Below are 23293 nucleotides of genomic sequence, written 5' to 3' on the forward strand. Positions count from 1 at the left end.
GTCTGTAATATTTTCTGAATCTCCCTTTCAGCATATGAGGAGAGGATTCAGCCTGTGAACGAATCAGAGAGAGAAAAGAAAAAGAGCACCCGTTTATGACGGGTGCTCTTTTTCTCCGTGCGGCTGAAGTTCTTCAGGCACATCGAGAATGATCATATCTGATCCTATTTTTTGAATGTGATTCCACGGGACGCGGATGTCATTTCCTTGTTTTCGAAAGCCAAACCACTTCACGGAAGGTATAATGAGTGCTGTAATTTGACCGTCCTGTTCATTGATTTCAAGATCAGTTTGTCCAAGCACGCCAAGCCGCTCCGCTCTTTTAATATCGACAATCTCTTTTCCCGACAGTTCACTCAGCCTCAAAATCGCATCACTTCCCTTCCGTATCATATATGCAGCAGACAAAGGGAATAGACCGGATCTCTTTAATGACTCGTTTGGAGAGAAAGCTGCGTCCCTTTCATGTAGTGATCATGCCATAATTCCAAGTTGTACAGCATCCAGACTTTTTGATCCGCTCCATTTTTGTTTTTCTGATTCGAATGATTTCGTAAAAATTGTTCTAGTGGCTTTCTTTGAAACAGTTCTGTTGCAAAGCTTTGTTGATCAAGAAGCTTCTCTTCGATTTCTTTCATTCGTTTGCTCATCCAATGATACACTGGAACCGGAAAACCCATTTTTCTTCTATATAATATACGCTTATCCACTGTTTGCTCCATTGTCTTTTTTAACATATATTTCGGAATGTCTTGTACCTCACTCGTTTTGAGACTCGACTGAAAAAATGCTTGCAGCCTGCTAGGCAGTCCTTTATAAGGAAGCTTATATTTGAAGGGCATGTCATTGACAAATTGGATGATGCGATGATCAAGAAATGGAACACGCGCCTCTAGTCCATGTGACATCGTCATCATATCAAGCCGGTCTAACAGATTTGGTAAATGAATCTGCTGGAATAAATAGAGCAGTTTATTTTCATACGACGCACCCTCCATCTTTTGAAAGCAATGGGCAATAAACTGGTTCATGTGTGAGTCAGGAGGGTCAATTGAACCAGCGTGCCGACTTAAAAGCTGCTCTTTTTCGCCAGCAGTAAACCATGCATACCTTTTTTTGTAATGATCCATCTCACCTTCAAGGTCGATCAATTGATGTACCTGCTGCTGAAAGGATGGTTCAAATAATACCTTCGAAAGAATGGAGGACAGTTTTCGGTTTTTTTGAAGCCATAAAATTTTCCGCCAATCTGCTGGACTCCTAAAGACACGTCCATAACCTGCAAACAATTCATCCGCTCCTTCACCACATAGAACCACCGTCACGTGCTTTTTTGCTTCCCGTGACATATGGTAAAAAGCGACTTCATGAGGAATAGAAAGAGGATGATCTCTTCGCTTCACAACTTCAGGCAATAATTGAAAGTACTCTTCTTCACTCATTCGATGTGAGTGTAGCTTGACATTGTATTGATCTGCCGCGAGTTTGGCATAGCTTTCTTCAGAAAAGCCTTCCTCTTCAAAGCTGGTCGAAAAACAATGAATATTCTCGTTTTTGTATTTGGACATCAAAGCGACAATCGAAGTCGAATCCACTCCCCCGCTCAAAAAAGCTCCCACAGGCACGTCAGACATCATCTGTTTTTGCACACTATCTTGAATTAATTCAAACAATTCCTTTTGATAATAACGTTCTCCCCGATCGATCCCATCAGCTGGGAGCGGATATTGCCAGTAGGTCTCTTTTGTTATGCCTGTTTCATCTATTCTCAAGATGACACCTGGGGGTAATTTTTGAATTCCTTGAAAAAAAGTCTGCTCGCCGATCGAATAACGGAAGGATAAATAACTAAGAACAGCGTCCGGCTCAATAGCAGTTTGTATGTCTGGATGCTGAAAAAGGGCCTTCATTTCCGATCCAAAAATAAGCCCTCCCCGGCATTCTGAAACATACAGCGGTTTAATCCCAGAACGGTCTCTAAACAAATAAAGTGCTTTCTTCTTTTTATCCCATATCGCAGCTGCAAACATTCCGTTTAATTGCTCAACAAAGGAAATTCCGTATTCTTCATAGCCATGAACAAGCACTTCTGTATCTGTCTCTGTGCGAAACAAATGGCCTTTATTCCATAAGTTCTCTCTTAATTCTTTAAAATTATAAATCTCTCCATTTAGAATCACACATATAGAATCATCTTCATTTGTTATTGGCTGCGGCCCAGATTGAATATCAATAATTGAAAGCCGCGTATGAACCAGACCAACTGAGTCATCTTGATAGACACCACTATCATCAGGTCCACGCACAGCAAGTGCGCTTTTCATCTTCAGTAAGATGTGAGGATCAAGTGGTGCTTGGTTAAAATGACAATAGCCTGCAATGCCGCACATAGACATGGCTCCCTTCCATTAATGATCTGACTGCTGAATCGTCATTGCGAAAATATGCATAAATGGATTATCTTGAAAGCGAATTTCATCAAAAACTACTTTTTGCGAAAAGGTGAGCGAATCAAGCCAGAGGTTTGATGTCAAATGATGATTAATGCCGGATACCGTATGAATATAATCAAATGCATATGCCGCTCGATCATGAAATGCTGGTTCACGTTCAATCACATCCGTTAATGAAAGCCGAGTCTCACAGACAACGTTCCCCTCTCGTAATAATGAAATCTCTTCGTAAAGATTGCCATTGGATGAACAGCCTACGACATGAAGCGCTTCTGCTTCAAGTGGCGGAAAACGAAGAGACTGTCCCTCTAATTCAATATTGTCTCCTTGATCTTGATATATGAACTGAAAAGGAATCCCTTCGATAATAGGATCTTGCACGTTCATGATTAACTCAGCCGGCAAAGAAGCTCCGCCAATTGTTAATTGGCCTTTTTCATATTCATTTTGATATGTGATGCCTCTGTTATTGACATAATCATGAAGAGAGAGAGTTTGATAGGTCTTCATTTTGAATCACCTCGTTTAGTTCTGTAAGCAGGCTGGTCTCCACTTCTAATGTTTTTTGAAACCGATTCGCCGTCCTGTCTATCATACTGCGAGGATTTTTACTGAGGCCTACTCTAGCCGTAAAATTGGCGAGCACTGTCCAGCTTTGATAAGCATCTTCAAACGCTTGAATAAGGGGATGTAAAAGCTCATTTTCATAAGAAGATAAGAATGTCACCATATGTTTTCTGGAGTTGGCCACATCCTTTAGTCCTTCAAAATAAACATTGTCTAATAAATTACCATTTTCATTGTCTTTGATACTATCAATATAATCCTTTTGAATGACTGAAATAGCACCTAGCCCTGTGACAGCTCCAGGCAAATCAAAATGCGGCGGTGCTCCTTCTAAGATGGCAGCATGCTCCTTTAATATCACCAGCACATCCGGTTCTTTCTGAAGTTCCACATGTTTGATCCACTTATAACGATTCTCGGTTCGAGGTGTATGTTCATATACAGAGCGGGCAGCTTTCATCAAATGGTCTTTACTCAATGTGCCATGATAGGAGTAAGCATGGTCACTGACCACTGCATGATCATCATTTACCTCAAGTACTTCCAATGTGTGGTACCCATGTTCTCTTTCGTAAAATGGACAGTACGGTAATTCAAATATATCTAAGGAAACAGAGACAGTCCCTGCGCTTGGATGCTGTTTAAACACACGGTTGATATAGAGGTCTAATTCCTCTTCCGTGTAAAAAATTTCTTCTAAATGAATGCCATTATGATGGAGAATATCCTCACGAAAATGTTTAAAGGAACCGATCAAAACAAATCCTTTGTCTTGAGGTCTATAAACAAGGCCTGCCTGCCTCCAAACCCTATCAATTTCAATCCCTTTTCTAAGAAGCATGGCTGCAATCGTTAATTGAGAACAGTTTAAGTAATTGTTCCGGTAAATAGGTGCTGCAGTAGCCACATATGTCTCCTCCTTTTTCTGGCCATCATACCCAGCGATTTTTTAACGGGATAATGCCCAGCTCTTTTTTCGCAATCACTTCTTTTAATAAATCTTCAGAAGGCGGATGAAATTTTGCCGCTTTCACATCTCGGCTTAAACGCTCAAGCAAAGATCCTTGCTGTAATGAAGAAAAACCCTCGACCTGAGAAGCTAGCTGTACGATTTCTTCTGCTGCTTGCGTAACAACAAGTTTTGTAATCAGCGTCTTCGTATACAAATCACTTGTGTAATGATTTTGTTTCTTTTCTTGATCTGCTTGCTGAGCGCAGGCCATAAGCTGAGAATGTGCAACATCTAATTTAATTTTCATATCTGCAATACGAAATTGCTGGCCTGGTAAAAAGGCTGATTTTTTCTTGGAAATTCGATCATTTCTTTTATATGCCATACCGAGGGCATGTTCATATGCTGATTTTGCAATGCCATAATAAACAGCTGTAACAGCTAGACGAAACCAATAGATTAAATTTTCAGTATCTTCTATTGCGTAGCCTTCCCGACCGATGAGCTGATGATCGGGTATAAACACTTGGTCAAAATGAATGTGATGACTCATCGATGCTCTCATACCCGAATAATTCCACGATTCCTCAATCGCAGCGCCTTCACTCGGTAATGTCATTAAGAGCGCAGTCATTCCATATTGAGATGTGCATGACGACGGTGCATACTGACAATAAATCGGTAAATATTTAATGCGCGGTGCTCCAGTCACTGTGAATTTAGTTCCACTCACAAGATATCCGCCATCTGTTTTCTCTGCGGTAATGGTCGGAATCCCGTCCATTTGCTTACGCTGATAAATAAAAATCACATTCGGATCGCTAACAGAAGCGATTAGTTCTCCTGAACGCCGAATATCTTCAAAAATTGCGGCCTGCTGCTCAATTGTAAGCACTTCAGAAAATGCGCCGAGCGAATAGTAATGCATCGCCATAATGAGTCCTGTCGACGCGCACCCTTTAGATATGTGTGACAAAAGAGTCACCGTTTCTTCAAATCCATATCCAAGACCCCCGTCTTGTTGCGGCATATTGGCGACATGTAATCCACAATTAATCAGCTCGTCTAGATTTTGATGCGGGAACTGAAATTCATCATCAAGCTGACGCGCTCTTTCCGAAAATTGCAAAACAAGACGATCAATCGTTTCTTGTCGTAGCTCCGTCAGTGTCATATTCATCCCTCCTTTGTCTAAAGAATAATCTATTTTGTTTCAATAAAAGATCATCCGGGGTCCCTCTGTCTCGAATGACATAATCGTTTCCATCAAACAAAAGCAGCTCTAGCGGAGAAGAATGACCTAAAAATAAGGTTGGACTGTAGCAGAGTCCATATGCCCCTGATTTCTCAATACAAAGAAGATCACCTACATCGCCTTGCGGAAGCTTTACCTGCCGGCCAATTAAGTCTTCAGGAGTACATAGTGGACCCACAATCGATTGTTTCACTACAGCCGAGGGCTTGCTAGAAGGTTTAATGAGCCGCATCGGATAATTATTGCGGAGCAGCCTGCCTCTAAACGTCATCGCTTGATGATGATGCATTCCTCCATCTGCAATTAAAAACGTCTGCCCTTTTGATTCTTTTACATATTGTATAGTTGTTAAATAAACACCACATTCCGCTAAAAGGAATCTCCCCATCTCAATAATAAATCTCGGAGATTCCAGCTCAGTTTCGTACGCTCGAATCAATTCCGCTACGTTTTGAAATAACCGTTCGGCATTTAGTGGTGTCTCATGCTGAAAATACGGAATACCAAACCCGCCGCCTAAATCAACCATCTGGCATGTTAGTCCATATTCTTTCTTGATTCGAACAGCTGTATTGAGCGTGTATTCAAACGATGATAAAAGCGATGTTTCATCAAGAACTTGAGTTCCCAAATACATATGAACCCCTTTAAATACGAGCGAATGATCATACTTCTGAAATAGGTCAAATACGTCCTTCAGTTTGGATTCATCTATCCCAAATGGACTTGGGACTCCGCCCATTTTGATTTTTGCTCGTGACTCAATGGATTCAGGATTAATCCGAATGCCTACTGATGCCTGTTTATCCTGATGCTTTGCAGACTCAGCGATATAAATAAGCTCTTCCTTTGATTCTGCGATAATACAATAGATCTCATGCTGGATCGCGACATCGATCTCTTGCTTCTGCTTACCAGGGCCAGAAAAAATGATTTGCTCCGGGGAATAACCTGCTTTTACAGCCATAAGGAGCTCTCCTGCAGAAGCCACTTCTATACCAGCCCCAAAAGACTGTAACAATGACGCAATCGAGACATTTCCATTGGACTTAAATGAAAAGAACACCTCAGCTGATTGATGGAGCCATGCTGTAATGTGATCATAGTGATCTTTCAATGCATCTCCATCGTATACATACATCGGCGTCCCATAACCATTCGCTTTCTCTAAGAGCGTAGAGTCATTTTTCGGCAAATTCTCTCCCCCTTTCTGCTGAAAATGCCATATCATCAAACTTTGTCAGCATATGAATCTGCTTGTCCTTCTTCATATGGTAAAACAATATAAACAGTCGATAGTGCCACATATCATCCGCTCTCGTTTTACCGAAAGTATAAATAAAAAACCCACCATCTTCTCCCGGATCGAGTGCTTCTGTTACCTCCGTTAACACATCTTCAAACGGCAGATCGGCACTGCATGAGAATCTTTTAAAGCGGCTTTCAATATATTCGTAGGTTGAAAAAAAACGACAAATGATTGGGAGTAAATAAGTAACCTGCGTGAACCGGGCATTTATTTCAATGATCGGTATGAGCTGTTCATTTATATCAATGATCGAATCAACGCCAACCACGCCACGATACCCTTCTTCATATAGAAGCTCTATGATTCGATGCATGCTTACTTCATATTCACGTTTTTTGTCCTGTTCATAAATAGGCGCAAAATCGGTCCCTAAGTAGATGCCGTCCTCATTAATTTTCTGTTCTGTAATTGAAAGTAAGTGTGATCCTTCCTCTTGAATGAGCAATTGAGCATTTAAAGATCGCTTAATCGGATGCCACCCTTCTAAGAGAAGGTCTGTTTGGATTTTTCTTCTTTCAATAAAGGTCACTAGCTGCTTGAATTCTCTCTCGTTTTTTAAAATACGAAGTCCCTTACCAGATGATCCATAAGGCATTTTCAGAACCATTTTTGAGAAATGATTCGCCCTTAATTCTTCATACGTCTTTTTTAACTCGTCAGTATTTTGACAAACAGCACCACACGTGACGGTAAACTGATGTTCTTCTGCCCATTTTCTAGTCGAAATCTTATGATTGAATCGCTTTACGAGTGTTGAATTTGAGCCATAAATCTTTCTTTTTTCAACCGATGATGCTTGTTCAACAGATTCATCTAAAAGATAAGGTACAATGAGTCCCTTTAATTTCAAGCCATCTTCTTTTTGAACCATATGCGGAAGCTTGACACCTTGCCTTTCCAAATAGGCTAAAAAAGCAGGTTCAGGCTGATGATGCATGATGACATGATGATCCTTAGAAGCAATCAAAAGCAGTTGTTGTTCTTGCTGAAGAACCAGTTCATTTTGAACATGGTCTGTCATAACAGGTAAAGCCTTTGTTTGATCCCAGCTTTGTTCTTGATTCATATTCCCAAACCATATGACGTCGTTTCTTCCCTTAAAATCAAATAGCGCTGCCGGATCTTTCATCACACTACTCCTTATGAACAGAATGCTTTTGTATTTCTAAAGACCGATTAATGTGAAAGAAACGTTTGCGAATGGGCTGATTCCAGGTATGAACGACATCATTTGCATCCAGTACTTCGGATAAATAAGCAAGTGATTCAGGCTGAAGTGCATCCATGACAAGATCAGGAATCGTATGAGGAAAGACTTCATTCACATAATGCAAAGCAAAATAGACCATCTTTTCAAAGCCATACGCTTTCGTTCGACGGACAAACAACTCCACATCCAATAGGCCTTCTCTCATAAACATCCCATATATATCAAGCAGCTTATAAAGCAGTAAATCTTTCATTGACTCGACTTCATTTAAATAAATCGCCTCTTTGTAAAAATGAATACATAAGAAAATCAACATATCCTCTTCTTTTAATGACCATACAAGGTGCTCCTCAACAGACGTTTGAATTCGTCTAGACAGCATTTCTTGGACAATTGAATCTGTCCGGTTTCCTGTCATGAGGTCAACTGAAAACTGAACATCGATTTTATGACAATCAATAAAGCGGCATTCTGGTGTAGGTTTCATGTAGGTGTAGGTTTGATGTGAGTTCATGATGAGGTAAAGAATGTCTTTTCGTTTCGCAGGTGTGACTGTCTCCGTTTCATAATTCCAAGAACCTTGAATATAGCCTAATTCTTTTAATACATGTCCAGTTTCTTGCAGCTGATCTTGTGAGATAAAGAGATCGTTGTCCCCAAATAAGCGAAGCCCTACATCGCCGTATGCCCACTGACCAATCACACTTCCTTTTACAATGGCATACTCAATTCCTTTTTGATCAAGTGCTTGGAATAACTGATCGTTTAACTTGATATTGTCTCGTGCCGTTTCTAATTGCCCCTTATACATAATCTCTAATGACTTTAAAAAATAAGTTGCTTTAAAATCTTTTCTTAAATGAATGGCGTAACGTTTAATATTTTTCCATGCAATACCGGCTGTCCGGTGAACATGCAGCATTCCAAGAATGACATTCCAGTCTTGCTGCTGATATAGAAGCTCCTGCATCTCTTCTATCTGGCTGTCTTCTAAAAAAGGATTAGATAAAATGAGGGCTGTGTGCTCTTCTTGAGTCAGATTACTTTGCAGCATATTGACCCTCCTTTATATGAAGCATTTCATCCGGCCAATTCTTTCGATTTCGACCGTATGTTTGTAAAAATACTTGCACCCATCGATCGATACCAAATGCGGCACAACCTGAATAAAGCGGCATATCATCTTCTCCCTTGATTTGGAACCTTTCACAAAGCATCTCTCCACAGTCGTTAAATGAAGCGATCGAAACGTCTTTCTTTTCTGTCACAGCTACTAACTCATATTTGCTGTTCGCCATTAATTGATAATTCGCTTTATCCATATCATCATAAAAGAAAAAGGGATCATTTGCGGTGGTGACCTTTCCACTAAGGCCAAGCTGATGAAAACATTGCCATGTGTGTTCAAGAAGTGTTTTTCTCGTTTCGTTGATGTATTCGTTATCACCGATAAAGACAATTTCACGCATACTGAATTCTAGTTTCCTTAGCGGATCTACTTTCCAAGAAATTTCATGTCTAAAACACTGCCCCGCTGCTGTCATCATTTGATTGTCTGTATAGGTCTTCCCTTCCCATTCCTCGTAGCAATGATAACAAATGCACGGTTGTAAAAATCGGCCTGCTTGCTGGAAGTGTTCAGGAAGAAAACCATGATGCTTTTCTCGAATGTCATCAATAACCTGGTAATCATGAGGTATTTCAAAGACAGAATAAATATTTTGCGGAAAATTCGTATGGTATTTACACTTTTCCATTAATTCTTTACTCATCGTAGAAGGGTATCTTCTTAATTTGGCTCCAAGTGAAGCCCCCATATTTAAGAATAATTGATCAAAATAGTGTGCGAGTTCCATTTCAATTTCATCGTAGAAGGTTCTCTTTTGGTCATCCCCGCTTAGTTTCGAATGAACAGGCTCACTTTTTAAATGAATATTTGATTTCATTTCCTTTTCACGAAACCTCCGCAGTTGAGCTACATTTGACGATAACTTTAAAAACGCAGCTGATATTGCCTCTGCATCTCCCGTATGATCGACTGTTACTTCAATAACAGATTCCTCTTCAAGAAGATCAACGTGCAAAATATGGGCTGATAGAAAAGAAACTCTTTCCACAAAATCAGGTATCATTGTATCTTCTAGCGCATCTGGTAAAGGCAGCTGAAGGGTTCTCAACTAAATTCCTCCCTTTTCATTGATCACTTCTGGTGCTTCTAATGGTTGTAAAACTTTATTAAGATAGTCATAAATTGGCTCCCCCAGATGTACATCACATAACTCAATCGCCGATGGATGGCTATCTTGAACTGCCAGCCCCCACCTCGCCTTCTTCAGCAGCAGTCTGTCATTATGACCATTTCCAAAAGCAATCACACGATTTAAATCACTTTCTCCAAAACAATCTAATAAATGTTGCCCAAGCATATCTGCCTTACAAATTCCTTTCGGGGATATCACTTGTGCATTTAAAAACTGGGCATCCGCAACATCACAATGATAATCTCTTAATAGATGAGCGATATCTATTTTTACTTTCGGTAAAATAAATAGTTTTGTCACACGGTCAAATTTGAATTCTTTCTGATGACCTACCTCTATTTTTTCTCGTGGAAATGTGTAAAGCATGCAATATTTCAACTTAGCGCTTTTACTTGATGCCACATGCTTCCCGTGTGATTCAATGACAAATTCAGCTTGACCATCAAGTGATGAAATGACCTGCTGGCATATAGCAGCATCTAGATATTGTTTCACGTCAAATGTTTTCTTTTGATGGTGACAAATCACATTTCCATCATTTAGCAAAACATCATGATGAAATAAATCGAGTAAAGATGGATCTAAGTTCAAAGAGAAGAAAGAATCATAGGTTCTGCCTGTGACAATAATTGAAATAATGCCTCTTTGGCGCAGCATGTTCACTGCGCCATGGACATCACCAATAAGCCTGCCTCTGTCATCAATTAATGTTCCATCCAAGTCAAAAGCGGCAAATTTTATCTCGCAAAGATTTAGTTCTGCTTCCACTGATCACACCTTTTTCAGCTCAGCATTTGCTACATATTCATTGAATAGACGTAATGACTCTGAATCTACTTGTCCAATTGGAGGGCTTTTGAATAAGAACGGGCAGACGTCATGTATGACACCGCTGTGATTCATGTCTTTAGCTGCTTTTGCTACACGCATTGCGTTAGCGATAACACCAGCTGAATTCGGAGAATCTTCTACTTGTAAACGGATTTCAAGCGAAATGTCTGAATCTAAAACAGAATTTCCTTCCAATCGCAGGAAGCAGACTTTATGATCCCCTAAGTAGCTGACATAGCCATTTGGACCTGCTGCCACTTCGCTGGCATCAATACCAGAGGCAAATAATGCTTTTCTCTTCGATTTTTGTTTACTCGTTGATCTCATTGGGTTGGCAAGGTTTAAAAAGTCTGTATTGCCTCCGACATTCAATTGATACGTATTGGTAATGTCAATCCCTCGGGATTTTAATAGCTCAATTAACGCTGTATGCAGTGTTGTGGCACCTAAATGACTTCTTAAGTCATCTCCAAGGAGCGGTGTATTCGACTCTTCAAACATTTTGACAAATTCAGGATCATTTGCCACCGGTTCAGGTGTCGCATTAATAAAGGCAGTTTGCGCGTGTGCACACGCCTCTGCATATACTCGAACAGCTTCAAATGAACCAGTCGGTAAGAAGCAGACTAGTACATCTGCCTGAACGTCCTTTAATCTTTGCGTCACATCATGTGTGTTCATTTTTAATGAATGTTCATGCGGCTGAATGCAGTTGGACAAATCTCCTTCAAGACCATCACATAAAGGACCTGCTTCAACGGGTACTTGGAAAAACGGAACATCAATATGTTTTACTGCAGCCGTTGGTTTAGTAAAAATAGCCTCTGATAAGTCTTTTCCTACTTTATTTTGATCTACTTCAAAAGCTGCAACAAATTCCACATCAGACAAGTGATAACCTCCAATGACATCATGCATAACACCGGAGAGCGTATCCATCTTTTCCTTTGCCAATTCTACAAATTGAACGATACTTGAAGCGCATGATCCTACTCCTGCAATTGCTACGCGAACTTTTGTCATTTTCATAACCCCTTTTTTTAGAATTTATAGAGCCAATTTTCGCTTTTGACGAGATTGAAAGATATACCATTCCTGATAACCTAGTTCCTTCAGAGTCTGTTTTACTTTCAGCCAATCATCTGCTACTCGGGCTGGCTGATGTGCATCTGAGCCAAACGTGACATCCACACCGTAAAATTTGGCTCGCTCTAATAGATCCAATGATGGATACCAGCCGCCGCAGTCTTTTGTTTTGCCAGAGGTATTCACTTCAATGACAGAACCACTCTCCGCAATTGCTTGCAGTGCATCATCGACAGCTTGTGTTTTGACATGAGCAATCTCTGGATAAAAACCTTTTAAGGCGTCAATATGGCCTAAAACGTCGAACATTTGACTCTCAGCAGACATTTTAATTAACTCGTAATACGTTTCTTTTTCAATGATGGCTTGTTGCTCTGTGATTCGTTCCCACCGTTTCCGGTTAAATAGGTCATATCCATTACTGACATGAACCGAGCCAATGATATAATCAAATGGATAATGTCGATACACGTCTCGGTAAAGGGCCTCGTGTTCTGGAAAATAGTCAGATTCGACACCTAACAGCACGTGAATTTTTCCGTCATATTCCTTTTTCAACTGCAGGACTTCCTCTATATATGATTGAAATTCACTTTTAGCCATCGCTACCCAGGGTTTAAAGTGGTCAGCCTCTTCACCAAAGAACGGGGAGTGATCTGATATTCCAATAAAATCCAGACCTAATTTGACAGCCTCATCGATATATTCTCTGATGTTCCCTTCCGCATGACCACAGCGTTGATGATGTGTGTGCAGATCAAATTTCATGCAATTTTTACTCCTCTACATGGCAGTATAGCCGCCGTCAACCATCAAATTTTCTCCTGTAATAAAACTCGCTTCCTCTGAAAGAAGGAAGATGACAGCAGATGCGATCTCTTCTGGATCAGCAGTTCGTTTCAACATGTGCATCCCGCCAATATCAGGATGCTGATTTGCTTGCTCTCTTGTCAATCCAAGCTCTTCTAAATGGAACCGCTCGTTATTTTTGTTCCACACCGTGCCTGGATTCACTGCGTTTACACGAATACCTGCATCCGCCAAATCCATTGCCATGCACCGCGTCATATTGACAACAGCTGCTTTTGTCGCGTTATATGTTAAATATTTTGGCTGGGCAATGTGGCCTGAAATGGATGCAATATTTACAATCGATCCTTTTCCTATTTTCTCCATGTAAGGCGCAGTATGTTTGACACAAAGCGCTTGTCCCATAATATTCAAGTCCATGATGCGCCGCCATTCTTCAACGGTTGCTTCAAGACCCCGCATGATAAAAACGGCTGCACAATTCACCAGCATGTCAATTTCCCCAAAATGATTGGCTGTTTTTTCGATCATTGAAACAATTGATGCTTCATCAGCAATATCAGCCTCTATAAACAAAACATCATATCCATTTGCTTTGAGCTGTTTTTCTGCTGCAATTCCGTAATCTACATGGTGATCAGCAATGGCGACTTGTGCACCTTCTTGTGCGGCTCGTTCTGCGACCGCATATCCAATCCCCTGAGCTCCGCCTGTCACAATAACCGTCTTTCCTTTCATACCTCGCATGTAGCTGCCTCCTCTTACCACTGAAGTCTTTGCCCGTCTCTCAACAATTCTCCTGTTGGTCCATCTCGGGGCAGCTGTGCCGCCCACACGATTCCTGATGCACCTTCCTGTATGGTTTTAACAGCCTCAGATGTCCCCATGTCCGTTTGTACCCAGCCAGGACATACTGCGTTCGCAAGGATAGAATAGGGTGCTCCCTCTAAAGCTGTGACTTTTGTGAAAACATGCAGCGCCGCTTTTGACATCCGGTAGTAAGGACCGCTTTTTCCGTCACGCCTGACATCGCCTGAAGCGTAGATCGCAGAGAGCCTTCCCATACCGCTAGATACATTGACAATTCGTCCATATCCAGCCTCTTTCATGTAAGGGAAAACCGCCTTGGTCATTCTGACTGCACCATACACATTCACATTCATCGTTTCTTGGAGTGTCGATACAGGAAGATCTAGAAAAGATGGAAATGTGTGATCCTTTATGTTGTCATGAAAGACACCGGCATTATTAATGAGCACATCCACCCTCCCGAACGAATCCTTCATAAATGCTGAGAAACGTTCAACCGATTCTTCATTTGTTACATCCAGCTGAAATGGCACAACATGCTCAGTCATTTCAGACGCAGCTATTTTGGCACTTTCAAGCTGCCGTGCAGTTAAAATAACAAGCATTCCACACTGCGCTAGCTGTCTGCATACTTCTTTGCCTATGCCCCTATTTCCGCCAGTAACAACAGCGACCTTCATATTCTCATCTCCTTTTGGAGATACCAATCTTCCTTCAGCTGGTTCGATGCAGATTCTAGTGCTTCGAAAGACCAATCAATATACCAGTTTAGTAAGTGAGGTGTATAGGTGTGCAGCAGTGTTAAATACCGCTCTGTTGGAATATATAAAAGTCTGATAAAAGCAGATATTGAACGCCATTCATATTCGGATAAGTCATCTGCATATGCCTTTAAAAATTGAATCGTTTTCACAATATCTAGTTGAAACGTTCCTCTCTTGATTCTCGTTAACAAAAAAGCAGATATGGCTGCATCATATACTCGCGGTCTATAGCCTGCTGTATCAAAGTCAAGAACCATGGCAAGCTTTTTGTTACGAATTAACAGGTTGCCAGAATGAAAGTCACCATGTGTAACAGCATGAGGTAATGCTTCATATATACTAGGGTTTAGCAGCGTGATGATATTCATTAGTTCCCGTTCATATACTTTGAGCAAAGCAGCAGCCTTTTTAGAAGAAACAACCTTTTTTAGGGCGTAAGCCGTCTTACCGAGCGTTTCGTCCGGAGAAGTAATCCAGTTCTTCAATTCGCAGTTTGGATTCACAGGTCCTTTCGGTAAGTTCTTCAATGAATGGAGCTGTTTTAATACACGGATGGCTTCTTGTTCATCTGAACGATTTCCCATTTCATATGGTCTTCCTTCGAAATAGGGCCGCAGCTGCCAAAAGTGTTCTTTGAATAAAATGGTCTTACGACGGTCTTCTGCCTCCATCATAGGTTGAATCGGGAAGCCATGATCAAGCAGAGCATCTGTTAATTCCTCTAAATATTGAAGCCACTCCGCATCATGATTTCTCGCACATTTTTTTAAGACAAAACGGTTTTTGATCGTTTCGACAAGCCATCCTTCATTAGGGCTTCTTCCGTTTAAAGGTGTTAAACGAATCGGCTGTTCCGAAAACCAATATTTCAGGACATTATTAGCATCATCTAATGTCGTCATGTCCTCACCCCTTTTTCTCAAGGTTTTTGATTTTCATTATCACCTGGTCTGCCTCGTCCCGTTTGTCTATGCGCAAGCATTTCACATGAGATTGTTCTTTTAATTTGTGAAAAAGCTTTTCGTTTTGATGAATCACCTCTGGATAGACTTGAAATGCATATGAGAAAAATTGGAGCGCGTTCCCCATTCGCTCCTTATTTCCATTCCAAAGTTTCTCCCTTGTGATGAGCCGTTTGAATGTCCTTTTCAAGAGACGGGGGAATGTCTGTCTTCTCTTTATATCAAGCCAAATGATCGTATCAGCATATTCAGCCAATATGTGGTGAACAGATGAATATTGACCATCAACGACCCATTTCTTTCGTTTAACAATTTCATTGACGTTATCGATAAACACCGGCTTATCTGTTTTTTTTCCAGTTCGCTTGCCAGAATAGGGCATCGAGCTCATAGTGAGGTAACGTTAACTCCTGCTTCAATTGATGTGCAAGGGTTGTTTTTCCAGATCCAGGCGGACCGACAATCCAAATTCGCTGGCTAGCTCCTTTATTGTTCAAGTTGTTCCCTCCGTTACAGAACACATTGATACTTTTGAATGTCGTTTCTCACTTTTACTAGCAGATCAAGTGCTTCATCCCAATTTAGGTTTTCTGTTAATTCAAATACGGGCGTTTCGCTTGAATGAATGGACACATCTTTACATAATAGATCTAATGCTTCCGCCGAAAAGCCGTTTTCCTTTAACAGCTGGCCAAAAAGTGTATGCGCGGGAGTCAGTCTTGTATCAGGTGTACTAAAATAGTGAATCATTCCCGCCATTGCTTCTACAGGACCCGGTGACAGGTGAATGCCATTAAACCGAGTACACACGTTAGATAAACCAAACCGTTTTTGCTCCGACAGCAGCATGTGTTTAAAAGAACCCGCTTTAGCCTCTTTAGGATCCGTCGCACCGATGAAATCTTCTCTCAACATCCTCATTGGCTGCTTTGAAAAACATTCAATGACGATAATAGACTTTGCAGGTGCAGTGAACCACTCGATTTGACAAGGGTGGAATGAATTGAGCAGAAGCATTTTTTCTCCATCCACCTCGGCCTCTATGGCATATGTGCCTGCACCCAGCTTGTCTACCTTGACGTTTCGGGTTAAAAGCTCTAAACCAAATGGCGTGAGCTCTTTGTACTTTTGTAAAAATTGATGGCCTCCATATATGAAGTGTTCCTTCTTTTTAAACTCTGGGTATTTCAAAGCGAGCATCTTTTTTGCTGCATCTGACACTTCAATCAGACCGTTTTTAGAAATTTTATTTAGCGTCCCATATTGGTTTTCAATTATTTTCTTTTCTTTCAAATATAAGGATGATATAACGCGCACAGCTCCTATTTCTACATCACGATCATCTAATCGGTGGAGAAGTTCATCTAGTATTAGATCAAGCTGTACACCTTTATTGATGCTTGTTAATTCAGGCTTTAGCATCAACAGAAGATGGTGCTGGTTCAATTGTTGTTGTTTTCCAATTTCATATGGATGAATGGTCACTGCCAAAGGTTCTTTTGTATGAATACATGCATGAACGGCATCAATGACTCTTTTTTTCATCCTTTTTACCACATTGTCACGCCTTTAAAAATTAAATCTGTTGTCACATCGCCCATTGAATGAACCGCATTCATGACGAGGTCTTCAATTCTTTTTCTATCCACTTCATTTCCATCCCACTGCTGAATACGAACGGAAATTTCATCCGGGTTGTGGAGCGGTGCCTCTTTTGAAGTAAAGATATGCACTTCTGTTGGCTTTTGAATGGTCTCAAAAATTTGATCTGCCAGCCGTTGTGCGAGCACCCCATATAATTTTCCGGTATGATCAAGCGGATTTTTCCCAGCCGGCGCTTCTATACTCATAGACCGCATTGGGGTGATCAGTCCATTTAATCGATTTCCTCTTCCAACAACTCCTACATCGCCGGTATCTGCTACAGAACCTAGTGCTGTTAAGTACGGACGCCCATTGCGATCTGTAGCGTTCAGCATGAGGTCAGGCGTGAGGCCTAACGTTTCATGAATATAGTGAGCGATTTGATCTTGGCATTCTTTTTTGCGGGCAAAATACTCCTCAAGACTATGAATATCTTTAGCTAAAAATGGCATGTTCACAATGAGTTTAAAATCTTCATGACGTCTGCTTCCAAATATTTTTACATCCCAGCCGGTATCTGGATTGACCTTTTTAAATTCTGGTCCATTCACATAACGCTCTGTATAAAGAACCAGTTTCTCAAGACGGCTTAATGGCGCATGAGCATGCAGTAAGTTACAGTCGTTTGACACAAGCTTTGGATCACCGATTTCAATCATGTCCGTTTCAACCATCGGACGATATCGTGAATTTTTGCGGCCTGCCCCCTGATGATCAACGATTCGGCAGTCAATGACGAGATGTTCTTCAGGATCAAATCCTGTTGTCACCTCTGATAACACATCCTTTGCCGCATCGAAAAGAATCTTTTTAAGAGGAATGGGCTCATCGCCGTATGCGTATGCGCCTTTTCCAGCAAACACAACTTGATACGGTTTGACCATTGTCCCTTTCCCATACGAAACATCAGCATCTCCGCCAAGAAGCATGACTTTGTCAAACCAGTGGTGTGCCACTCTGCCGAAATGCTCCATGCAATATTGAGAATAGTATTGAGAAGCTCTTTCTGCTATAGCGTCACACATCGTATCTGGATGTCCTACACCTTTACGTTCCACAAGCTCATATGGAATTTGTTCGATATCTTGTCCATCACCTTTTAAAATATCAAGAATGGTTTTTTGAATGGTTTTCATTATCTATCGCCCGCTCTCTTTTAAAATATAAAAATATTAATCATTCATCTTAAAACAACATGAAACATTTGGTAATATATATATATTCTGTATGAAAGAGGTGTCTATTTTGATCAATGAATCGATCGTGCAGCGTCTGCAAGATACAACCACCGATATAAGGAAATTATTAGAACAACATCAAATTCCCGGCTGTTCCATTTGTATTTCTCATGAAGATGAGCACATTTGGTCATGGCATGCGGGCCTCGCTGATATTGAAAGCGGCACCCCTGTTACAAAAGACACAACCTTTCGAATTGGTTCTGTGACTAAGCCTTTTACTGCAATGGTTATGATGAAATTGCGAGAGGAAGGATCTATTCAACTCGATGCACCCATTCATACTTACGAACCACTACTTTCTTTCATAAAAAGTCACTTGTCTGAACCAATTCCACTCACTTTTCGAATGATTGCCTCTCATATCTCAGGCCTGCCCAAAGCACTCGACAAAGCCGTTCATTTACGAGATATGACTCTAGCTCAGTGTATTGAAATACTCACTATTTTCACACCGCCTTGGTCTATCATCAATTATTCTAGTCTTGGCTACTCTATATTAAGTAAAGTGCTAGAAAAGGTGAGTCATCAGCCATATAGAGAATTAGTGCACACCCATATACTAAAACCGCTCGATTTGAAGCAAACTGGATTTATTGAAACAGCATCCACAGCCAAAGGGTATACAGTTTCTTCCTCAGGCCTGTCCGGCGTATCCTATCCAAGTACTGAAACACCATCTTGGGAGGATGGTTCAAGCGGACTAATCTCCACAGCAGATGATCTGATTCAATTCATTCAAGCTCAATACGGTGCAAACAGCCTGCTTCATCAGCATTCACTAAAAGAAATGCAAAGCCCCGTTATGGTTGAAGAAGATTTCAGCAGAGGTGTTGGTCTTTCATGGTTTTTGAGACCTTTTAACGGATTCACCTTAGCTGAACATAGCGGAGAAATTAAAGGGTTCACCTCCTATATTGGATTCATTCCAAAGAGAAAATTAGGTGTTTGCATTCTATTGAACTCTGACCAAAGGCTCGCACGGCCAATTGCCGAAATGCTCTTTCAAATTTTGCTGCCAGCAGATCACGAGCAAATGAAAAAACGTGAAGACCGGCTCAAACGAATGTTTAGACAATCGTCTCTTTAAATCGAACTGACTTTTTTGTTTAACAGATCTGGAATGGCTTCTTGCAGGTGACGCGGATCACCCTCTAAATAAAAGCATGGCATGTTAAACAAGTGATGGATAAGCTCAGATGCCTTTTGCTCCAGAAAGGTATCTGACACATGCCGAAGTCCGAGCCAGCCTTTTAAATAGTCGGGATCTTCTGGTTCTCTTATATTTGCTGCCATAATGTCTTTTGCTCTTTGATCATCTTTTTTTACCGGCACAAGCCTAATCTCACCAGAACCTATTTTGAGTGATGGAAAAATCACCATATCTACTTTCGTAGAGCTTCTAATCGTTGTTCCTGTCATTTCAGCAGCTTCTTTTGGTGTAATTTCAAACTTACAGCCGCTCGCCCATTTTTCTTTTGCCTCTTCCTCTGTTGATATGGTTTCATCCCATATTCTTTTATCTTGAGACCGGCTGAATTTTTTGTTTTTCAGTTCCTGTATATTTGTTGTGGCTTGAACAGTTCCTACTCCAAGCGCCAAGCACATCGGCCATCCATACACAGTAAGTTCCTGATCTTCAAGCACTGAAATGGAACGATCGTTTGTGATAAAATCTGCTCCTCCATGATGCAAAAACTGCCACATAGTAGTTGACTTCCCGGCACCTTTATCGCCGATAATGAGCGCTCCTTTTTGGCCATCTTCAAAAGAGACAGCTGCAGCATGTGTAAAACATCCACCTTGATTTTCTAATGTTCTAAGGGCAATTTCTCGAACGATTCGCAGTGGACAGCGTATCGCAGATTCATTATTGTTTTTTCCAATCACAGCATAACGCCCTTTATTGACCGCCACACTGTGCGGCTCGTCACCTTCATGTGAGGCAAATAATACTTGACCGTCTAATTTTAATCGTTTGTAGGTAAACTTCCTTTTTGCTGTAATGGTTTCACCCTTTTGAAAGCAAGCACTGCGAACAGACTGTTCAAGCTCCGGATCAATAATAAACCGTATTTCAATCTGTGAAGGGATATCTCCCTCACGGCGATCCAATTCTTTTGGGATATAGTGTTCAATATCTTCAATCGCCAGCAATTCCATTGATAGAATATGAAAATGAATACCTGCAAACACAAATGATTTTTCATAAGGAAAATCGTTCTTCGGCTTTTCAAAAAGCGCTTTTATATCCATATCGAATCCTCCTCTTCAATTTGCTATTGCCTTTCAGGAAATAGCTGTATCGCTGGCTCCTCTTCAAGCTCATCGCGATTATCCAAGCTGAAAAAACGTTCCATAAAGGATTTTTTCCATATTTTCAAAGAACCGAAATCATTCTCTCCATAGGCTTCTAAGAATGATTGGTCACTCATATCTAGCTGATTCAATTGGTCAATATAGTTCGTTTGATACAATAAATCTAAAAACGTAAACGTGTAAAAAAGTGCTTTCTCGGCCCCTAATTCCTTCGCTCTTTCTTGCAAAGCATGCCAATCAAGGTGATTTTGCTCTTCAGCAAACATGACGTACTCCCTTACATCACAAAACTTAATCAAATTAAGATCTGCATGTAAGTAGACATACTGTACGTTTGTTGCCTCCTTATATAGATGAAAGGCAAGATGGATAAGAAAATCTAACGGCTGAAGCAAATAGACATCTGTTTGAAAAAAGGATTTTTCTTCAGCGGCATCCAGTAAAGCATTTGTGGCTTCGTAGTTTTTTTTCAGCTCAACATCATATGAGAAATCGACCCGGTGTACCTTTAAAAAATCTTCACCGCTTCTTTTAATATGTGAATAAAGATTCCCGGCATTCATTCTCCACATCATTTCTTCTTCTCTTTCAATCGGTATTTCCTGATCGGCTGCCCAGTCATATTTCCCGATGATAAACCCTTCCTTCTTGAGCAATGAAGAGGCACTCTTCCGGTCATCTGGATGAATTAAGAAATCAAGGTCTGACATCATTCGCAGTCCATAATCTTTGTACACAAGCGGGGTTAAAATAGCACCTTTAAGGGGAACCGCTTTCAGCTTTGCATTTCGGAATGTTTGTAAAAGACGCTTGAATTCTTTGAATCTCTCCACATTTTTTTGCCGATTCCCTATATAGTGATAGTGAAGCAAAAATTTGTATGTTGTCGTCATGCTTTTTTCATCATCAAGGCGAATCAAATGAGGCGTCATCAGCTGAAGCACCTTATGTCTTGATGCCAGCCCAATTAATTTAGGCATATCGATGCCATCTTTCAATAGAGCTCTAATAGACTCTTCTTCTTGTTCATTTAATTGAATACGTGAGCTAAGTAATAACAGCCTCTGCTCGTTTGAGAGAGTGGATTGATCCAAAACAGCCCGCATGTTTGACTACTCCTTCCCGTAAAACGATTGAAATCTAGTGATAAAACGAGAGCGCTTCCCTTTTCGATTGTCTGGCATGTCCAAATCATCAGTTAGTGTTTGAAACAATTGATCTGCCTCATATGCTTTTTCACTGTCATATTCAATTTCCAGTTCATAATCTGTGATGCCAAGATAGCTGCTTTGATCCAAATCGACTTTGAGGCCTTTCTCAATGTAAAAGGTTGTTCGTTCAGTGACTAATAGCCCTAACAATTCTGGCTGTTGAGTGATTGTTATCGGTAAAGACGTCATGATGTTCTGTATATCTAGTTTTTGCGGTAACTCCTCAATAGGTAATGACGTTTCTTCTCTTACTCTTTTATAGCCAGACGTTTGACTGGGGCGTTTGATTTCAAGTGTTAGTTTGCCGCTGATTTGACGGATACGTACGGTATAACCAAATCGTTTTAATAAAAAATCTGGTGTGTCGTAATAGTAATTGAAATTAAGTACATAAGTAGGGGTATGACTTTGAATGAACATGTCATATATGTGCTGAAAATCTGCTTGTGACAACAAATATTTGTACTCCTGCTCAACCATAACTCACCTCCAAAAAGTCTTATACGACAATGTCGGATTGTTCAATAAGCTCTTGAATGAGGGCAGTGCCTTTCTCTAAAGAAGTAAATGCCTGCTTTAATGAGTAACAAGGCACCTTTTCCGCTAGTGCGTTAAGAAATGGCTCTAGCCCTTCGGGTGTTGGCAATGTGAAATACGGTAATAAGAATTCATTATGTCTTCCAGGATTAATGACTGCATGCTGCTTCAAACGTTCCGCTGCTTCCTCTGGAGTCATTTTCGAAAGTTCTGCACCAGTTTGCCCGTGAGGTAAAAATTCAGGAAACACAATCACATCGATTTTCCCCATTGTTTTGACTTCACGTGAAAACCATTTTTCTAACTCCTCTGGATATACAAAATGATAGCTTTTATCATCCTCGTTAAATGGATGACTCGATGTTTGGAGTCTGTATGGGGTACCAAGCTTTTCAATGGCTTCAAACGAATCTTTCCGAATACTCATAGATCTCGGCCAGCCAGTTCCTGTGTACTCGGAGTTCGTATATGAAACACCGATATCATCGTTGGTGATATACTGGGCATCGGTTAATGATAATAAGGATAAAATGGTGGACGTTTTCCCTGCCCTTGATCCGCCTACTAGGGCAATTCCCTTTTTATTCATCTCCATCATGCCCCCATGCAAATAGATGAGTCCATCCTGATAACACAAAAGGCGAAGCAAAACTCTTATTAACCGAAGCGCATGCTGGGCTGTCCATCTGACATCTTTTGGTTCATCTATCACTATGACTTTTTTCTCTCCGTCATACAGGTAACGGCAGCGGGGCTCCATCTTCGTTTCGTAAAAGACTTCTTTAAGCGGTATTTCTTTTTGAATTTCTTGTGCATATTCACTGGTTAAAATCGTCCAAACGTCACCTTTATGTTTTTCTGTTATTTTGCTGCAATCAATATAGGGATGCACTTTACTTATAACTAAATTCTGAACTGATTCATCTGCACCTAATACGACCCGAACATCATTTTTTTGATAGCTTACATATGACAATGGATGCCACCCCTTATGATAGATTTATAAAAACAATTGCATTTTTTTCCTACATCAACCAAAATGTAACATATATCAATCTCTTAGAAAGGAGCCGC

The 23293-nt window shown here is 40.7% G+C and carries 24 protein-coding genes; 1 reads left to right on the top strand and 23 read right to left on the bottom strand.

The window, feature by feature from the left end; genetic code table 11:
* Window positions 1-93 precede the first annotated feature (93 nt).
* From JVX94_RS06130 to JVX94_RS06220, 19 genes are all read right to left on the bottom strand, one after another.
* Complete coding sequence (locus JVX94_RS06130; RefSeq protein WP_008344726.1) at window positions 94-366, bottom strand: YlmC/YmxH family sporulation protein; 273 nt, start codon at window positions 364-366, stop codon at window positions 94-96.
* A gap of 62 nt (window positions 367-428) precedes the next feature.
* The gene (asnB, locus tag JVX94_RS06135; protein WP_205184940.1) at window positions 429-2396 is read right to left on the bottom strand and encodes an asparagine synthase (glutamine-hydrolyzing); all 1968 of its coding nucleotides are present in this window, start codon (window positions 2394-2396) and stop codon (window positions 429-431) included.
* Between the two features lie 12 nt (window positions 2397-2408).
* Window positions 2409-2963 carry a hypothetical protein gene (locus JVX94_RS06140; protein WP_197197865.1) on the bottom strand — a complete coding sequence of 185 codons (555 nt, stop codon included), beginning with the start codon at window positions 2961-2963 and terminating at the stop codon, window positions 2409-2411.
* The gene (locus JVX94_RS06145) at window positions 2932-3927 is read right to left on the bottom strand and encodes a hypothetical protein (protein WP_095408531.1); all 996 of its coding nucleotides are present in this window, start codon (window positions 3925-3927) and stop codon (window positions 2932-2934) included. Before JVX94_RS06145 ends, JVX94_RS06140 begins: the two co-directional genes overlap by 32 nt.
* Before the next feature lie 25 nt (window positions 3928-3952).
* Window positions 3953-5146, bottom strand: a complete 1194-nt coding sequence (locus JVX94_RS06150; RefSeq protein ID WP_205184942.1) for an acyl-CoA dehydrogenase family protein — start codon at window positions 5144-5146, stop codon at window positions 3953-3955.
* Complete coding sequence (locus JVX94_RS06155) at window positions 5112-6422, bottom strand: type III PLP-dependent enzyme domain-containing protein (RefSeq protein ID WP_205184944.1); 1311 nt, start codon at window positions 6420-6422, stop codon at window positions 5112-5114. The genes JVX94_RS06150 and JVX94_RS06155 overlap by 35 nt, the downstream gene beginning before the upstream one ends.
* On the bottom strand, window positions 6409-7665 hold the full coding sequence (locus JVX94_RS06160) for an ATP-grasp domain-containing protein (protein ID WP_205184946.1): 1257 nt from the start codon (window positions 7663-7665) through the stop codon (window positions 6409-6411). Before JVX94_RS06160 ends, JVX94_RS06155 begins: the two co-directional genes overlap by 14 nt.
* 4 nt (window positions 7666-7669) lie before the next feature.
* Window positions 7670-8800 carry a nucleotidyltransferase family protein gene (locus tag JVX94_RS06165; protein WP_205184947.1) on the bottom strand — a complete coding sequence of 377 codons (1131 nt, stop codon included), beginning with the start codon at window positions 8798-8800 and terminating at the stop codon, window positions 7670-7672.
* Window positions 8787-9923, bottom strand: coding sequence for an aminoacyl--tRNA ligase-related protein (locus tag JVX94_RS06170; RefSeq protein WP_205184950.1), 1137 nt, complete (start codon window positions 9921-9923; stop codon window positions 8787-8789). Before JVX94_RS06170 ends, JVX94_RS06165 begins: the two co-directional genes overlap by 14 nt.
* Window positions 9924-10775 (bottom strand): HAD hydrolase family protein, encoded by an 852-nt coding sequence (locus JVX94_RS06175; RefSeq protein WP_205184952.1) that lies wholly within the window; start codon window positions 10773-10775, stop codon window positions 9924-9926.
* A 3-nt stretch (window positions 10776-10778) separates the two neighbouring features.
* Entirely contained in the window at window positions 10779-11861 is a 1083-nt protein-coding gene (locus JVX94_RS06180) for an inositol-3-phosphate synthase (protein WP_034281869.1), read from the bottom strand.
* Between the two features lie 24 nt (window positions 11862-11885).
* The gene (locus tag JVX94_RS06185) at window positions 11886-12692 is read right to left on the bottom strand and encodes a histidinol-phosphatase (protein WP_095408523.1); all 807 of its coding nucleotides are present in this window, start codon (window positions 12690-12692) and stop codon (window positions 11886-11888) included.
* A 15-nt stretch (window positions 12693-12707) separates the two neighbouring features.
* A complete protein-coding gene (locus JVX94_RS06190) occupies window positions 12708-13481 on the bottom strand; it encodes an SDR family NAD(P)-dependent oxidoreductase (RefSeq protein WP_205184955.1) in 774 nt (257 codons plus the stop codon).
* A gap of 14 nt (window positions 13482-13495) precedes the next feature.
* The gene (locus JVX94_RS06195) at window positions 13496-14224 is read right to left on the bottom strand and encodes an SDR family NAD(P)-dependent oxidoreductase (RefSeq protein WP_205184959.1); all 729 of its coding nucleotides are present in this window, start codon (window positions 14222-14224) and stop codon (window positions 13496-13498) included.
* Window positions 14221-15210 (bottom strand): phosphotransferase enzyme family protein, encoded by a 990-nt coding sequence (locus tag JVX94_RS06200; RefSeq protein WP_205184961.1) that lies wholly within the window; start codon window positions 15208-15210, stop codon window positions 14221-14223. Before JVX94_RS06200 ends, JVX94_RS06195 begins: the two co-directional genes overlap by 4 nt.
* 4 nt (window positions 15211-15214) lie before the next feature.
* Window positions 15215-15607, bottom strand: a complete 393-nt coding sequence (locus JVX94_RS06205; protein ID WP_205184963.1) for a P-loop NTPase family protein — start codon at window positions 15605-15607, stop codon at window positions 15215-15217.
* Window positions 15608-15611: 4 nt separating this feature from the next.
* Window positions 15612-15767: an AAA family ATPase gene (locus JVX94_RS06210; RefSeq protein WP_205184965.1), complete on the bottom strand. Its 156-nt coding sequence runs from the start codon at window positions 15765-15767 to the stop codon at window positions 15612-15614.
* A gap of 13 nt (window positions 15768-15780) precedes the next feature.
* Window positions 15781-16815 carry a hypothetical protein gene (locus JVX94_RS06215; protein ID WP_205184967.1) on the bottom strand — a complete coding sequence of 345 codons (1035 nt, stop codon included), beginning with the start codon at window positions 16813-16815 and terminating at the stop codon, window positions 15781-15783.
* Window positions 16816-16820: 5 nt separating this feature from the next.
* Window positions 16821-18050, bottom strand: a complete 1230-nt coding sequence (locus JVX94_RS06220; RefSeq protein WP_205184969.1) for a methionine adenosyltransferase — start codon at window positions 18048-18050, stop codon at window positions 16821-16823.
* Window positions 18051-18159: 109 nt separating this feature from the next.
* On the opposite strand from JVX94_RS06220, the gene JVX94_RS06225 reads away from it, so the two are divergent.
* Window positions 18160-19242 (top strand): serine hydrolase domain-containing protein, encoded by a 1083-nt coding sequence (locus tag JVX94_RS06225; protein ID WP_205184971.1) that lies wholly within the window; start codon window positions 18160-18162, stop codon window positions 19240-19242.
* Here JVX94_RS06225 and JVX94_RS06230 read toward each other — a convergent pair.
* From JVX94_RS06230 to JVX94_RS06245, 4 genes are read right to left on the bottom strand one after another with little or no spacing between them, the layout of a single operon-like run.
* Window positions 19239-20408, bottom strand: coding sequence for a phosphoenolpyruvate carboxykinase (ATP) (locus tag JVX94_RS06230; RefSeq protein WP_197197856.1), 1170 nt, complete (start codon window positions 20406-20408; stop codon window positions 19239-19241). The genes JVX94_RS06225 and JVX94_RS06230 overlap by 4 nt on opposite strands.
* 23 nt (window positions 20409-20431) lie before the next feature.
* Window positions 20432-21577, bottom strand: a complete 1146-nt coding sequence (locus JVX94_RS06235; protein WP_205184973.1) for a nucleotidyltransferase domain-containing protein — start codon at window positions 21575-21577, stop codon at window positions 20432-20434.
* Window positions 21578-21583: 6 nt separating this feature from the next.
* Entirely contained in the window at window positions 21584-22162 is a 579-nt protein-coding gene (locus tag JVX94_RS06240; protein WP_275891462.1) for a CYTH domain-containing protein, read from the bottom strand.
* A gap of 19 nt (window positions 22163-22181) precedes the next feature.
* Window positions 22182-23195, bottom strand: coding sequence for a hypothetical protein (locus JVX94_RS06245; RefSeq protein WP_205184979.1), 1014 nt, complete (start codon window positions 23193-23195; stop codon window positions 22182-22184).
* Window positions 23196-23293 lie beyond the last annotated feature (98 nt).

The sequence above is a fragment of the Bacillus sp. PDNC022 genome (assembly GCF_016919285.1).
GTDB lineage: Bacteria > Bacillota > Bacilli > Bacillales > Bacillaceae > Bacillus > Bacillus safensis.

Excerpts from the sequence above, each read along its gene's own strand:
- asnB (WP_205184940.1), bottom strand. The coding sequence starts at position 2,396 with ATGTCTATGTGCGGCATTGCAGGCTATTGTCATTTTAACCAAGCACCA.
- JVX94_RS06140 (WP_197197865.1), bottom strand. The coding sequence starts at position 2,963 with ATGAAGACCTATCAAACTCTCTCTCTTCATGATTATGTCAATAACAGA.
- JVX94_RS06150 (WP_205184942.1), bottom strand. The coding sequence starts at position 5,146 with ATGACACTGACGGAGCTACGACAAGAAACGATTGATCGTCTTGTTTTG.
- JVX94_RS06160 (WP_205184946.1), bottom strand. The coding sequence starts at position 7,665 with ATGAAAGATCCGGCAGCGCTATTTGATTTTAAGGGAAGAAACGACGTC.
- JVX94_RS06165 (WP_205184947.1), bottom strand. The coding sequence starts at position 8,800 with ATGCTGCAAAGTAATCTGACTCAAGAAGAGCACACAGCCCTCATTTTA.
- JVX94_RS06180 (WP_034281869.1), bottom strand. The coding sequence starts at position 11,861 with ATGACAAAAGTTCGCGTAGCAATTGCAGGAGTAGGATCATGCGCTTCA.
- JVX94_RS06185 (WP_095408523.1), bottom strand. The coding sequence starts at position 12,692 with ATGAAATTTGATCTGCACACACATCATCAACGCTGTGGTCATGCGGAA.
- JVX94_RS06190 (WP_205184955.1), bottom strand. The coding sequence starts at position 13,481 with ATGCGAGGTATGAAAGGAAAGACGGTTATTGTGACAGGCGGAGCTCAG.
- JVX94_RS06195 (WP_205184959.1), bottom strand. The coding sequence starts at position 14,224 with ATGAAGGTCGCTGTTGTTACTGGCGGAAATAGGGGCATAGGCAAAGAA.
- JVX94_RS06200 (WP_205184961.1), bottom strand. The coding sequence starts at position 15,210 with ATGACGACATTAGATGATGCTAATAATGTCCTGAAATATTGGTTTTCG.
- JVX94_RS06215 (WP_205184967.1), bottom strand. The coding sequence starts at position 16,815 with ATGAAAAAAAGAGTCATTGATGCCGTTCATGCATGTATTCATACAAAA.
- JVX94_RS06220 (WP_205184969.1), bottom strand. The coding sequence starts at position 18,050 with ATGAAAACCATTCAAAAAACCATTCTTGATATTTTAAAAGGTGATGGA.
- JVX94_RS06230 (WP_197197856.1), bottom strand. The coding sequence starts at position 20,408 with ATGGATATAAAAGCGCTTTTTGAAAAGCCGAAGAACGATTTTCCTTAT.
- JVX94_RS06235 (WP_205184973.1), bottom strand. The coding sequence starts at position 21,577 with ATGCGGGCTGTTTTGGATCAATCCACTCTCTCAAACGAGCAGAGGCTG.
- JVX94_RS06240 (WP_275891462.1), bottom strand. The coding sequence starts at position 22,162 with ATGGTTGAGCAGGAGTACAAATATTTGTTGTCACAAGCAGATTTTCAG.